General features: G+C 32.3%; 14 protein-coding genes, 1 tRNA gene and 1 pseudogene. 10 read left to right on the plus strand and 6 right to left on the minus strand.

Features of this window, described 5'->3' with window-relative positions; translation table 11 throughout:
- Positions 1-194: 194 nt before the first annotated feature.
- From AC0L5U_RS10435 to AC0L5U_RS10460, 6 genes are all read right to left on the minus strand, one after another.
- On the minus strand, positions 195-1,484 hold the full coding sequence (locus AC0L5U_RS10435) for a hemolysin family protein (RefSeq protein ID WP_473416354.1): 1,290 nt from the start codon (positions 1,482-1,484) through the stop codon (positions 195-197).
- Complete coding sequence (locus AC0L5U_RS10440) at positions 1,485-1,673, minus strand: hypothetical protein (RefSeq protein WP_473416355.1); 189 nt, start codon at positions 1,671-1,673, stop codon at positions 1,485-1,487.
- 70 nt (positions 1,674-1,743) lie between these two features.
- A complete protein-coding gene (gene lptC / locus AC0L5U_RS10445; RefSeq protein ID WP_473416357.1) occupies positions 1,744-3,201 on the minus strand; it encodes an LPS export ABC transporter periplasmic protein LptC in 1,458 nt (485 codons plus the stop codon).
- 101 nt (positions 3,202-3,302) lie between these two features.
- Positions 3,303-3,689, minus strand: coding sequence for a hypothetical protein (locus tag AC0L5U_RS10450; RefSeq protein WP_473416360.1), 387 nt, complete (start codon positions 3,687-3,689; stop codon positions 3,303-3,305).
- An 18-nt stretch (positions 3,690-3,707) separates the two neighbouring features.
- Positions 3,708-5,009, minus strand: a complete 1,302-nt coding sequence (locus tag AC0L5U_RS10455) for an outer membrane protein transport protein (protein ID WP_473416361.1) — start codon at positions 5,007-5,009, stop codon at positions 3,708-3,710.
- The gene (locus tag AC0L5U_RS10460) at positions 5,009-5,737 is read right to left on the minus strand and encodes a type III pantothenate kinase (protein ID WP_473416364.1); all 729 of its coding nucleotides are present in this window, start codon (positions 5,735-5,737) and stop codon (positions 5,009-5,011) included. The genes AC0L5U_RS10455 and AC0L5U_RS10460 overlap by 1 nt, the downstream gene beginning before the upstream one ends.
- 148 nt (positions 5,738-5,885) lie before the next feature.
- On the opposite strand from AC0L5U_RS10460, the gene AC0L5U_RS10465 reads away from it, so the two are divergent.
- The 10 genes and pseudogenes from AC0L5U_RS10465 to AC0L5U_RS10510 all read left to right on the plus strand — a co-directional run bounded on the left by AC0L5U_RS10465 (position 5,886) and on the right by AC0L5U_RS10510 (position 14,727).
- Positions 5,886-5,958: transfer RNA gene (locus tag AC0L5U_RS10465), tRNA-Phe, on the plus strand.
- Positions 5,959-6,174: 216 nt separating this feature from the next.
- Positions 6,175-8,703 (plus strand): HEAT repeat domain-containing protein, encoded by a 2,529-nt coding sequence (locus AC0L5U_RS10470; protein WP_473416369.1) that lies wholly within the window; start codon positions 6,175-6,177, stop codon positions 8,701-8,703.
- A gap of 92 nt (positions 8,704-8,795) precedes the next feature.
- Positions 8,796-9,200 (plus strand): hypothetical protein, encoded by a 405-nt coding sequence (locus AC0L5U_RS10475; protein ID WP_473416372.1) that lies wholly within the window; start codon positions 8,796-8,798, stop codon positions 9,198-9,200.
- Positions 9,167-9,580 carry a c-type cytochrome gene (locus AC0L5U_RS10480; protein WP_473418265.1) on the plus strand — a complete coding sequence of 138 codons (414 nt, stop codon included), beginning with the start codon at positions 9,167-9,169 and terminating at the stop codon, positions 9,578-9,580. The genes AC0L5U_RS10475 and AC0L5U_RS10480 overlap by 34 nt, the downstream gene beginning before the upstream one ends.
- 100 nt (positions 9,581-9,680) lie before the next feature.
- A pseudogene (locus AC0L5U_RS10485) lies at positions 9,681-10,597 on the plus strand (TRAP transporter substrate-binding protein).
- 77 nt (positions 10,598-10,674) lie between these two features.
- Positions 10,675-11,064 (plus strand): TRAP transporter small permease, encoded by a 390-nt coding sequence (locus tag AC0L5U_RS10490; protein ID WP_473418266.1) that lies wholly within the window; start codon positions 10,675-10,677, stop codon positions 11,062-11,064.
- A complete protein-coding gene (locus tag AC0L5U_RS10495) occupies positions 11,061-12,335 on the plus strand; it encodes a TRAP transporter large permease (protein ID WP_473416374.1) in 1,275 nt (424 codons plus the stop codon). Before AC0L5U_RS10490 ends, AC0L5U_RS10495 begins: the two co-directional genes overlap by 4 nt.
- A 13-nt stretch (positions 12,336-12,348) precedes the next feature.
- Positions 12,349-13,371: a LacI family DNA-binding transcriptional regulator gene (locus tag AC0L5U_RS10500; RefSeq protein ID WP_473416375.1), complete on the plus strand. Its 1,023-nt coding sequence runs from the start codon at positions 12,349-12,351 to the stop codon at positions 13,369-13,371.
- A 121-nt stretch (positions 13,372-13,492) separates the two neighbouring features.
- Positions 13,493-14,158 (plus strand): hypothetical protein, encoded by a 666-nt coding sequence (locus tag AC0L5U_RS10505; protein ID WP_473416376.1) that lies wholly within the window; start codon positions 13,493-13,495, stop codon positions 14,156-14,158.
- A gap of 50 nt (positions 14,159-14,208) precedes the next feature.
- Positions 14,209-14,727: a porin family protein gene (locus AC0L5U_RS10510; protein WP_473416377.1), complete on the plus strand. Its 519-nt coding sequence runs from the start codon at positions 14,209-14,211 to the stop codon at positions 14,725-14,727.
- The last annotated feature ends 11 nt before the right edge of the window (positions 14,728-14,738 follow it).

Raw genomic sequence — 14,738 nt, forward strand, 5'->3', positions numbered from 1 at the left:
GTGTTATTTAAAAATTTTAAACCGTTAATGGTTTTGTTAATTGATTTGTCAAAAAAATTAATGCCTAACTTTGCTAAAAGGCTTTCGCATTGTAAGTTGACAAAAATATCGTGCGCGAAAATACCATTTTCTATTTAATAATGAAAATAGAAAGCCTCTTTAATTTGTAGAATAAACTATCCAATAATTTTTAGTTAATCCACATCGATAATTTTAAGTTCTACTAAATCTATTTTTGTAGTTGAAACTTCCAAAATAGTAAATTGAAACTTCTCCATCTGAATAACTTCTTCTTTTTGAGGAATTTCTTCAGTATGGTTTACAATTAAACCTCCCAAAGTTTCATAATTTTCATGCTCAGGCAAATCAATCTTATAGGTTTCGTTGATATAATCTACCTCCAAACGCCCTGAAAACTCATAAATATCTTCATCTATTTTCTGCTCAGTTAAAACTACGGTATCATGCTCATCTTCAATTTCTCCAAAAAGCTCTTCTACAATATCTTCAACAGTCATTATGCCCGAAGTCCCTCCATATTCATCTAAAACTACAGCGATACTTTTTCGTTTTTTAATCAAAATATTTAAGACATCACTAATTAAAACCGTCCCAGGAACAAATTCTACAGGCAGTAAAATAGATTTTATGGTTTTAGGCTTTTTAAACAACTCGAAGGAATGTACGTAACCCAAAATGTCATCAAGCGAATCTTTATACACCAATATTTTAGAGCAGCCTGTTTCGGTAAATAATGCATTTAAAGATTTAATAGTATCATTAATTTCAACCGCAATAATTTCTGTTCTAGGCACCATAACCTCTCTGGCTTTTACTTCAGAAAACTCTAATGCATTTTGAAATATTTGAATTTCAGAATCTACCTCATCGTGTTCTTCAACAGATTCCATTTGCTCACTAATGTAATTCCCTAATTCAACTTTTGTAAATGCTAATTGGATGTTATCGCCTTCAGTTTTAAAAAAATATTTGAGTACTAAATCTGAAATCCAAATCACAAAATCTGACACAAAAGAGAATAGCACATAAAAGATATATGCAGGAATTGCTAAAAATTTGATGAGCGAATTAGCATAAATTTGAAAGAATACTTTAGGTAAAAATTCTGCAGTAATTAAAATCACTAATGTTGAAATTATAGTTTGAGACAGTAAACTTAAATCGCTCAACATATAATTTAAGAAAACTGAATTTGAAGGCAACATGGATAGAAACCAACTCACTAAAACATCTCCCATAAAAAACCCATAGATAACCAAAGCTATATTGTTACCAATAAGCATTGTTGTAATGAATTTTGAGGGTTTTGCTGTTAACTTACTAAGTACATTTGCCAAAACACCTTCTTGTTTTTTTTCAATTTCAATATGAATTTTGTTAGAAGATACATAAGCAATCTCCATACCTGAAAAAAACGCCGAAAGTATTAAAGAAACAACAATTATAACAACTGAGAGTGTCATTTATTTGTCTTTGTTTTCAAATTTTTTGTTAAAATTTCTTCTAAAGAAGAACACAAAAATAGCCAAAGCAGCAAGCAGTAAATATCCTAAATGCACTTCTCCAACATTTAAGTAAATAGCTATTACTTTGTACAAAAATAAAGCTCCAAATACCAAGTAAGCATATTGAAAAAACTTTGTGTATCGCATAATTTAAATTGAAATGTATAGCAAAGATACTTAAAATTGAAGTCTTGTGTTAGAATAATTCAATGGTAGATTATTCATCAAGTGTAATGATACCATTTATTTCTAGTACTTCAGCATTGGTAAAGCCTTTATTAGAATCGAAACCATTGCCATGTATTAAATCTTGACCTGTTCTAAATTTCACAGGCTTGTTTGTAAATACCCATTCAGTCGCTTGATCAAAATATAGTTGTTCAGCATAAAGTGTATCGTTACTGTGGGTGGTAATTTTCACATTGCCTTGTAAATCTATAATATCTGTTTTACTATAAATAATAGCATAATCTGAAACAATTACACTTTTTTTATCATCTTCAAATAGTTCCAAATTTACGCCATCAAGGAATTCGTTGTAAGGAAACATTCTATTTGAATAATCAAGCATTTTAACACTCTTCAATATAGCCGTTACTTTTCCTGAATCTGTATACTTCAAGTTAATATTTTCAGCAACTCCAATAGGTTCATTCTCAGAAATCCCAATTTTTTTCACTTCCTTTAAACTATTGCTACATGAAAAAAACATAGTCATAGCAATTGCTATGACTATGTTTAATATATAGTATTTAAATATTCTGTTTTGCATTAAACTTTTGGCACTCGTTACTGAACCTCCAATCCAACAACCAATTTTGATAGTTTGTCCTGAATTACCAGCTGTAAATATCTCAGACCTTTGTGGTGCTTTGGCTGAATAATTTGCTGCAGACTGTGCTGCTGCCTTTTTTAATGTTGGATCTACTCTAGATGCTTTTCTTGCTTCTTGAGCTGCATACCAATATACCGCTCTTTTATTGAAATTAGTATCTCCACAGTTTTTAGCACTTGCAGCATACATAGCAGCAATTGAAAGGTGAGGACGACCACTAGCAGGGTTCAATTTTAAAGCATCTCTAAAATAACCTCTAGCTTGACCATATCTTCCTTTTTTCTTGAGGATTAAACCAATTCTGTTGGCTAATTTTCCTTTTTTGAAAGTATCAGTTTCTAAATCGTAAGATTGTTTTAAATAACTTTCAGCTTCAGAAGTTTTACCATTTTTAAGTAAAATTGTCGCTACGAAATATTTTGTATCTGCCGATGGTGCAGTTTCATCATAAGACTTTACTAATTTTTCATACAATGGATCTTCAGTACATTCTTTATGATACATTCTACTTACAGCACGTTTTAACCAAACAGCATCATTGCTATGTGCATCATAATCTTTTTGATAAAGCGGGATTAAGTTTGCACAATTTGCTCTATCACCTAATTGAGAGTCTACACTTCCTCCTATTTTATCATAAGCTCCTAAAACCTGCCCATAATATTTTTGATATTTCTTATCTTTTGTTGTCAAAGGAGTTCCAGCCTCTTCTTTTTCTACATATTTGTTAAGTTTCTCTGAAGCAAACTTTACTTCATCCTCAATTTTTTCAACTACATCATCATATTTATTGAATAAATCTTTAGCAGGTTTTTTTCCCGCATCATATAACTTAACCATCAATGAAAAATAAGTATATAAACTCTTAGGGTTTTTAAAAGTTTCCTTATCTGCTTGATAAGCAGCATCAAAGCACTCATATAATTCTTCATCAGTTTTACCTAGAGCATCTCTATTATCATATAATAACTGACATGCTTTTCCAGCATATTCTCCCTTTGGTGTTTTACTTGGGTAGTACTCTGCTCTTTCCCCCAGAGTTTAGCTAAATCCTTGATGAAATTCACTTTTTCAGCACCTGAAGATTTTTCAATTTTATCATCTAATATCTTTTCGCCATATACATAAATAGCACGATTAAACTTTGGATTCTTCGCTCTAAGCGCCATAAAAGGCTCATAAGCTGCTTCGTAATTCTTTGCTCTAGCGTATTCTGTCATTATAGACAATTTCGCCATATCCTCTTCATTACCCTGCGCATTGGCCAAGTTAACTCCGCTAAATACAAAAGTGAATAATGTTAATAATAATGTAATTTTTGTTTTCATGATAATAATGTTATGCTGTTAGTCGTATTTTCTTTTTTGAAACCATCTATCGTTCAAAGATAAACTAATCTGAAAATTAATAAAGTTCTCTTGTATTAAATTACTATTAGTTGTCCCTCTTTTACCAATTTCAAAACCTAAATTTGCGTTAGAGCCAAAATCTCCAACTGGTATACCTACTCCAAAAGATATGCCAAACTCACTTATTGATTCGTTTTCTATATTTAAACCTGTTTTCTCAGCTCTAATACCTGCTCTATAAACTAATCGTTTAAAGTAGCTAGAAAACGAGTTGTATTCAGGAATATAAAACCCTCCCAACGAAAATCTAGAACCATCTTCATAATTAGCTGAGCTATTATACAAGGGATTCTCAAAATTACTAATTTTTTGTGATTCATATTCAGCGCCAACAAACCATTTACGACGTTCACCTAATCCTAAACCGAATGAAAACTTTGAAGGCAACACCAAATCAGTTTCCAACAATCCTTGACTTTCTAAATCTACATCTACAGTACTTCTAACAGTTGTCTGTCCTGATGAGCCAATGGTAACGGTAGAAAAAGAACGTTGATTTTGAGATGTCAACTTACTTTCTGGTGTATATGTTAAGCCAGAAACTAGTTCTAAACTTTCATTTAGCATTGCTTTATAAGAAAGACCTAAGTTGAAGTTCAATCCACTTAAATCTGAACGGTTATTTTCTCTAGATTGTGCTATTAGAGGTAATCCATCACTATCAAATCGAAATTCTATAGCATTATTCTGTATGTTACCAAAATTGTAATTAGCATCAACACCTATACTCAAATTTTTATTAACAGTATACCCTAAACCAAAATACACCTTATTTAAACCACCTTCACCATTAAAACGATTTGTAATAAAATCATCACTATTTGTAGTTTCTAGTTTATACCCAACGGATGTGTAGGGCATAATACCTATCCCAACCCCAAACTTACCTAGAGGAAGGGCCAACGCTAAGTAATCAAACGTAGTTGAAGAAACATTCCCATTGCTAGCATTACTTTTTAAATTTGCACTAGAATAACTACCACCAACTGTGTATTTAATAGGTCTACTTTCTTTATTAAACATTAAAAGATTTTGTCCAGCTAAAGAGGCAGGATTACGAAGATTTACATGAATACTATCATTATAAATACTCAAACCACCCATACTTTGGTTCTCAACTGTTCCCTTAAATTTTAAACTCCCAATCCCGTAGAAAGAATATGGGGATGCTGTACCCTCTTGAGCATAACATGTAATTGTAAAAATAGCAAGAAAAACTACTAGCAGTTTTTTTATCATTAGTTTGAATTAAATTTCAAAATATAATTTAGACCTTCTAAAAGAAAATTTGAGTTGGCAAATATGCTACTTTTTAATTGTTCTGACAAGAAATTAGTATCTCCGCCTGTTAAAATAACTGTTAAATCTGAATATTTTTCTTGATACGCTTTAATAAAGCCATCTATTTCATTTACAACACCATTAACTACTCCTGAATGAATGGAACTGTTTGTTGAAATACCAATAACATCCTTTGGCTTATCTGTATCTAACAACGGTAAATTTGCCGTTAAATTATTCAGAGATTTATAGCGCATTCTAATACCTGGTGAAATAGCTCCTCCTAAATATACATTCTTATTAGTTATGAAATCATAAGTTATACAAGTTCCTGCATCAATAATTAGAACATTATTATCTGGATGATGGTACACAGAAGCACACACTAAAGCAATTCTATCAATACCTAATGTTTTAGGGGTTTTATAGTTATTTACGTAAGGAACTTTAGTTTCATGTGTCAATACTAATACATTAAACTTCTTTTCTAAATATTTAATATCATTTTTTTTCAGCTTACCCACGGAAGAAACTATGGCTCGTTTTATATTCGGGTATTTTTTTTTCAATTGGTTCACCTCTTCAATAAAATACTGAAGTTTCGCAGTATTTTTGAAAACTAAATTATCATTTTCAAAACCTGCAAGTTTTACAAATGTATTACCGACATCTATTATTAAATTCATCCTAATTGCAAAAATGTAAATCTACAAAACCATGAGAATTAAAATCTTAAATATTTTATAATAATTGAATTGAAATTAATCTATTCTTTTTTCTGATTTTATTTTGGCAATAACAAAAATGAATATATATTTGCATCCGCTTTGGCGAGGTACCTTAGCTCAGTTGGTAGAGCAAAGGACTGAAAATCCTTGTGTCCCTGGTTCGATTCCTGGAGGTACCACAAAAAATCCCGAAACTTATGTTTACGGGATTTTTTTATATTATTTCGATTGTTACTATGACTCCAAAATCACTTTATAATATATTAACAGTCGCAACAAATAGTCAAAACTTAGCCATATAAGTTCTTTTTAAGAACAACTTCTTAAAACAATTTTCTATCTCACTTGGAAATTTATACTTTAGAAGACAAAAATTATTTTACCATCTTCATTATATGAAAGTTAAAATCGTAATAGCTCTATCCGTACTTTTTATTTTTTCTTGTGAAACAACACCGAAAAAACCAAAGGAAACACCTTTAATTAAAACTGAAGATTCTTTAACCGTTAAAGAACGTGCCTTAAAAACAAGAAAAAAAGTAAGTGCAAAATTAGCCGATGGTTTAACGTTAAGTTTATGGGCTTCAGATTCTTTAGCACCAGATCCTGTAAGTATGGACATCGATAATTTTGGAAACATCTATTTAACACGAACCAATCGCCAAAAAAATTCAGAGTTTGATATAAGAAGCCATCGCAATTGGATGACACCTTCTATAACAATGCAAACTGTTGAGGACAGACGCAAATTTCTGCATGAAACCTTTGCAACTGAATTGAGCGAAAAAAACACATGGTTAAAGGATTTAAATAACGATTCCATTCACGACTGGCGGGATTTAACAGTAGAAAAAGAAGAAGTTTGGAAACTTGAAGACACAAATAATGATGGACTTGCCGATATTTCCACAAGAGTTTTAAACGATTTTAATGATGAAGTAGATGATGTAGCAGGCGCTATTTTAGTAAAAGACAAAAACTTATATATAGGTATTGCTCCTAATATGTGGAAACTCGAAGACACAAATGATGATGGTGTTTTCGACGAAAAAAAATCGTTAGCCGCAGGATTTCAGGTACATATTGGATTTGGCGGACATGGTATGTCTGGTGCCATTGAAGGCCCTGACGGAAAAATTTATTGGGGTATTGGAGATATTGGCGCAAATTTAACCGACAATGCTGGTAAAAATCACGAATACCCAAACCAAGGCGTGATTGTGCGTTGTAATCCTGACGGCAGCAATTTTGAAGTATTTGCACATGGTTTAAGAAACACCCACGAATTTGTATTTGATGCTTACGGAAATATTATTACTTCTGATAACGATGGTGACCATGCAGGCGAAACTGAACGTTTAATGTATGTGGTTGAAGGTTCTGATGCTGGTTGGCGTACAAATTGGCAATTTGGCAAATATACCGACCAAAAAAACAACACTTATAAAGTCTGGATGGACGAGGAGTTATATAAACCTAGGTGGAAAGGTCAAGCCTCGCACATCATTCCACCTTTAGCAAGTTTTCATGGTGGCCCAACAGGAATGGCGTTTAATCCTGGAACGGCATTGGGAAAAAATTGGTTGAATAAATTCTTTTTGGTTCAGTTTTCAGGAACGCCTAGTCGTTCACATATTTGGGCTTTCGATTTAAAGCCTAAAGGCGCAAGTTTTGAATTAAATACAGATACTTCTATTTTGAATGGCGTACTACCAACAGGTTTAAGGTTTGGACCCGATGGCGCACTATACATGACCGATTGGATTAGCGGATGGAACACCAAAAACTACGGAAGAGTTTGGAAGTTGGATGTAGAAAGTGATAGAAATGATTTAGCCCAGGAAAGACAAGAAACAGAGCGTTTAATGACTTTTAATTACAATGAGGCTTCAAAGGAGAAATTAGTAGAACTTCTAAGTTATCAAGATATGCGCATTCGTAAGAAAGCCCAATTTGAATTGGTAGATCGTTCAGAATATAAAATACTTCAAAAGGTTTCAATAGAAAACAAAAATCAGTTTGCAAGAATCCATGCTATTTGGGGAATTGGACAACTTGCTGATAAAAACCCTAAAAAAGCTGCACCTTTAATCGATTTATTATCCGATGGTGATCCTGAAATTATCGCCCAAGCTGCAAAAATTATTGGAGATGTAAAATACAACGAAGCTCCAGATAAATTAATCCCTTTATTACAACATCAAAATGCGAGAATCCAATTTTTCGCAGCCCAATCTTTAGGGCGACTCAAATACAAAGCTTCCATTCAACCTTTAATGGATATGCTTGCTAAAAATAATGATGAAGATGTTTATTTAAGACACGCTGGAGTTTTGGCCTTATCTAGAATTGGAGAAGCAGACCCAATTGCACTTCTTTTTAATAATGATAATACAAGCTTAAGACTTGCCGCAGTATTAGTTTTAAGGCAAATGCAAAGTCCAAAAATTAGTCTGTTTTTAAATGATACAGCTGAAGATATCGTAACCAATGCAGCTAGGGCTATAAATGACGATTGGTCTATCGAGGCATCACTCCCAGATTTAGCAAAATTGTTACTTTCAGAAAAATACACAGATAACGAGCCACTTTTAAGACGCTGCATTAATGCTGCATTAAGAGTTGGAACTCAAGAAGCTTTAGACGACCTCATCACATTTGCAAAAAGACAAGATGCCTCAAATGTTTTAAGAGGAGAAGCTTTGGCAACTATAGCCACATGGCACAATCCTTCGCCTTTAGATCGAGTTGATGGTCGCTTTCGCGGAACTATAACTAGAGATATTAATATTGTAAAACAGAAAATTGAAAATGAAATTTCAATTTTCTTAAAAGATAGTAATCCAGATATCCTAATTGGTATTTCAGATGTTTTAAAAGCCTTAAAATTGAGTCGCATAATGCTTCATTATTCAACATCTTAAAAACGCATAAATCTTCAAAAGCACGTCAATCGGCACTTGATGCTTTAGCAGCATTAAATTTTGACAACATTGAAACTGTAATTAAAATTGGCATGAAAGACAAGGCTCAAGACGTAAGATCCGTAGCCATTACTTCTTTACAACGTTTACAAATTTCAAAAGAAAACTTACCAAGTATCGTTACGCCTATTTTCAAATATGGATCTGTTGGAGACCAGCAAAGTATTTTAAAAACACTAAGAAATTTACCAAAAGAAAATACTGAACCCATATTAAAACATTTATTAAATCAAGCAAAAAATAACAGGTTATCAAAAAGTGTGATTTTAGATTTATATGAAACTGTTACATCTTCAAAATCTGAAACATTAATTTCAGAATTAAATAAAATTAGAGATACCACTAGTATTTTAAATTCCTATAAGGAAGCACTCTACGGTGGAAAAGAAGAAATGGTTTCAATATTTTTAATTACAATGCTACAGCCCAATGCGTAAGATGTCACGCCGTAAATGGCGCTGGTGGAGATGTAGGTCCACCACTTGATAATATTGCCAACGAGTTATCTAGGGAACAACTTTTAGAAGCTTTAGTAGCCCCAAGTGCAAGATTAGCACCTGGTTACGGCAACGTTATTTTAACACTCGATAATGAACAAACCGTAGTTGGTATTTTAGAAAAAGAATCCAAAACAGAATTAACCCTTAGAACATCTGATGCCGAACCTTTAATTGTTCCTGTTTCGAGAATTAAAAATCGTGAAAATGTAATATCTTCAATGCCACCTATGGGAGAACTGTTGGGTAAAAGAGCCATCCGGGATTTAATTACCTATTTATCGTCTTTAAAGAAGGAAAACATAGCTTCAACGCATTGATAATTAAATAAATGAACAAAATATTAAAAACAAGACCGCTTTTAAAAAATCGTGCATTGGGATACCTAGTCGTTGTACTCTGTTTTTTAGTGCTTACCAATTGCAAAACAAAGAAAAAAACACTTATCTATTTCGAGCAAGCTTAATTGTTACCGAAAACCATACGTGGTTTAAGGCATTCGAATATTTTGGAGAAATTTTAGAGGAACGTTCAGATGGTAGAATGAAGGTTCAGGTCTACCCTTCTGAACAATTAGCTAAAGAAATTGAAGCCATCAGGTTAATTCAAGCTGAAGTAATTGACATGACCGTTACAGGTTCTATGCTCAACAACTGGTTTGAATTGGCTGCTTTTTGTGAGCTCCTTTTTTCTTTAAAGATACCGTTGAAGCTAGAAATTTTATCCATGGAAAAGTTGGAAAAGAAATGGAACGCCAAATGATTGAAGTTACGGGATTACGCCCTGTAGGTTATTTTCAAAGAGGCCCAAGACATTTAACGACTAACCGACCAATTAAACACCCAGATGATTTACAAGGACTTATTGTACGCGTTCCGAATGTGCCCTCATTTGTTACGGCGTGGAGTGCATTGGGCGCTAAACCCACACCAATGGCGTTCTCAGAAGTGTTTACATCTTTACAACAAGGCACAATTGAAGCACAGGAAAATCCGTTTGATTTGATTAAAAATGCGGGATTTTATGAAGTTCAGAAATACATCAACCTTACTGAACATGTAATTAGTTGGGGCTATCCTGTGATAGGCGAAAAACAATTTCAAAAATTACCCGATGATTTAAAAGTAATATTTTTAGAAGCAGCAAAAGACATGCAGGCCTATGAACGTCGTCTTTTTATGGAAAATGAAAAAAACATAAAAGATGAACTTTCGGCAAAAGGCATGGAATTCATTGAAGTTGATAAAGAAGCTTTTATTAAAAAGAGTGAAGATGCTATTTACAGCAGTTTATCGCCTGATATGAAAGCGGTTTATAAAACATTGAAAAACGAATAAATTATGTTGAAAAAGCACATTGAAAAAATCTTGAAACTAGGAACAATCTGGAGCGTATTCTTATTGATTGGCTCGGTATTGCTTCAAATTTTTGCTCGTTTTTTTTAGCACAAGCACCCTCTTGGACTGAGGAAGTCTCTCGATTATGCTTTATTTTCTCAGTCGCTTTTGCCTGTCCTCTGGCTTTAAAATCGAATTACTACATCCATTTAGATGTGTTTTACAATATGTTCAACAACATTTGGAAGAGAAAAATAAGTACATTAATATTAATCTGCGTTTTTATTCTATTTTTTATTCTAGCATTTGCTTCCATCAAATTTGTTGTTATGGGATTTAGTGAAAATTCGCCAAGTATGGGCATAAAAATGGGTATTGCATTTTCTAGCATGCTTATTTTAGGGCTTACAATGTGCTATTTTATTGGCTTGAAACTCATCAAACAACTTAAAAACCCAAAACCATGATACTCGTCCTGTTTATTGTATTTATAGTGTGTTTGGTATTGCGATTTCCAATTGCTTTCTCTTTGGGGTTATCCTGTTTTGTGTATATTATTTTAAATGGAATTCCATTGATTGTGATTCCTATGAAACTGTATTCAGGCATTGATGTATTTGTATTGCTGAGCATTCCAGGGTTTATCATGGCTGGTAATTTGATGAATTATGGGGGACTTACGGAAAAAATAGTCAATTTTTGTAATCATTTAATGGGACATATCACAGGTGGTTTATCATTGGTAAATATTGGAGCATCGATGTTATTTGCAGGTATTTCCGGAACTGCAGTTTCCGATACGGCAAGTATGGGCTCTATCATGATCCCAGCCATGAAAAAAGAAGGTTATGATGCCGATTTTTCGTGTGCGGTTACTGCTGCGTCATCTACAATGGGACCTATTATTCCTCCAAGTATCCCCATGATTATTGCAGCAACTTTAAGTGGTTTATCTGTTGGAAGGTTATTCCTCGCTGGTGCATTTCCTGGATTATTATTGGGTGGTGGATTAATGGCAACTGCATACTTTATTTCAAAACGAAAAAAATATCCAAAACATCCAAAAAGTTCAATTAAACAAGTTTTATACAGTTTTAAAGATACATTTTGGTCGTTATTGATGACCTTTATTATCTTATTCGGAATTATTGGCGGTGTTTTTACACCAACCGAAGCTTCTATTATAGCTGTGATTTATGCATTATTAATTGGTGCATTCGTTTATAAAAAACTAAACTTTAAAAAAGTTCAAATTATTGTTTTAGATTCTATGAAAACCTCAGCATCTTTAATGTTATTGGTTGGGTTTGCAAATCTTTTTGGTTGGATTTTAATTACCGAACAAGTACCACAACTCATTTCATCAGAAATATTAGGTATATCTACAAACAAATACATGGTGCTTCTTATGATAAACATCCTGCTAATTTTTGTGGGTACATTTATGGAAACTATTGCAGCATTACTTATCCTATTCCCAATTCTTCTAAAATTAGCCATTTCAGTAGATATAGATCCTATTCATTTTGCTGTAATAGCTGTTTTGAATTTAATTATTGGATTAACCACACCACCGGTTGGTGTATGTTTATTTATTTCGTCTAGTATCGGTAAAGTATCCATTGCTAAAGTGAGTAAAGCAGGATTTCCGTTTTTAATCGTTAGTTTTGTTGTACTCGCCTTGGTAACTTTATTTCCAAGCATTTCATTAGCATTACCAAGTTGGATTATAGATTAACTAACACTTACGCATGGCTAAACGCATCACATTGAAACATATCGCCAATACCTTTGGAGTTTCCATTGCCACCGTATCAAAAGCGCTTAGTGATAGTTATGAAATTAGCACATCCACTAAAGAGAAAATTGTAGCCTACGCCAGAGAAAACAATTATAAATCTAAGAGTATAGATCTTAGTTTATTACACAAAAAGAAAAAAACTATTGGCGTAATTATTCCAAATATTATGAATAGTTTTTTCGCAAAAGTATTTGTTGGTATTGAAGCAAAAGCTACGCAACAAGGCTATCATTTAATTTCTTGTATATCTAATGAATCTTATGAAAAAGAAGTAAAGACCTTAGAGCTTTTAAAAAGCGACACTTTAGATGGTATTATTATTTCATTAGCTGAAGAAACTCAAATAAAACAAAACTACGCACATTTGAAAAATACCATTAACGAGGGTTTGCCTGTTGTAATGTTTGACCGTGTTTCTGATGAGATTGACTGCGATAAGGTAATTGTAAATGATTTAGAAGGTGCATTTCAAACTACAAATCATCTCATAAAAACAGGATGCAAACGTATAGCACTAATTTCAGTAATTGATAATTTAAGTGTTGGTAAATTACGCGTAGAAGGCTATAAGAAAGCCTTACAAGAAAACAATATTCCCATTGAAGAAAAACTAATTGTTCGCATTGGCAAGTATGAAGACTTTGATACCGCTTTAAAAATAGTACTTGCTGACAAAACCATTGATGGTTTACTATGTTTAGAAGAAAGTTCAGCTGTTAACGCTTTACAGATTGTAAAACATATGCAGTATAAAATTCCAGAAGAAATGTCCATTGCATGTTTTACCAACGGCAAAATGTTGCAACACATAACACCTTCTATTACAGCCATTAGCCAACATGGAAAACATATTGGAGAAACTGCCGCCAGCATACTCATTAATCGTATTGAAAATGAAGATCAAAACAAGCCTTTTAGGACTAAGGTTGTGAAGACAAGTTTGATTGAACGTGAAAGCACTAAACAATTTTAATCGATTAGATTATAAATTATCATCAGTTTCAACAAAAATTAACTTCTGTATTTCTTTAAATAAGAAATCAACTCTCTTGTCTAATAATAAATAAGTAGTATATTTCCTAAAATAATTTAAAATGAAAACAAAACTACTATTTATAGTATTAATTGTATTAGGATTGAACTCCTCAGGTCAAGTTTTATTCGAAAAAGGCTATTATATCAATAACTCCAATAAAAAAATTAATTGTTTAATTAAGAATTATGATTGGGGTAACAACCCTGAGAGTTTTGAAATAAAATTGTCTGAAGATTCAAAAATTTCAATAAAATCCATAAACCAAGTAAAGGAGTTTAGTCTTAGCAACGGGCAAGGTTCTTATATAAGAAAAACAGTCAAAATTGATGTTTCAAGCAATAAAATAGATAGATTAAGTGATTCTCGCTCTCCATTATTTGAAGAAAAACAAGTATTCTTAAAAATTTTAATTTTAGGTAAAGCTAGTCTATACTCATATCAAAATTCAAATACTAAGCTGTTTTTTTATTCTATAAATAATATCGAAATTAAACCACTAGTTTACAAAACATATCTCAACAAAGATGAAAAAATAGCAACCAACTCAGATTACAAACAACAATTGATTAATGATTTGACCTCTGATTCAACAACTAAAAATGTCATATCTAATGTTGATTATGACAAAAAAGAATTAACCAATTTATTTTTAAAATACAACACATCTAGAAATGAAGATTTTTCTCTTTTAGAAAAAAATCAAAAGGAGATTTTTTTAATCTAAGTTTACAGGCAGGTTTAAATTTCGCGTCATCATTTGTACACCCTAATTCAATGAAAAGGTATGGTGATTTAGATTTTAATGATACTAATGTAAAGTTTGCTATTGAATCAGAATTCATCATCTTATCAACACAAAATAGATTAGCCTGTTTTTTAAAAGTACTTTATCAGTCATCAGAATTTGAAACAAGTAAAGAGATTCGAGCAGCGGATTTTATTAATGGTCAAGTTGTTATAGACGAAGGGTTAAGAACATACAGAATTAACTATTCTTCATTAGAGATTCCCATAGGAGCGAGATATTACTTTTCTTTTAAAGGAAATTCTAAATTTTTCTTCAATGCTGCAATAGTATTAAACAAAACTGTTAATTCCTCAATAGAAATCCAACCTGATGAGGCAACAATATCTACATCAACAAATTTTGGTATTGGACTTGGTTACAAGTTTCGAGATAAATTCAGTTTAGAATTAAATTATCAAACTCCAAGAGATTTAATTGATGAGAATGCAGTTTTCGACTCTAAATACAACTCTCTAACCTTAATGTTTGGGTATTCTATTTTTTAAAGATACTAGAG

The sequence above is a fragment of the Jejuia sp. G7-7 genome (genome assembly GCF_055808955.1).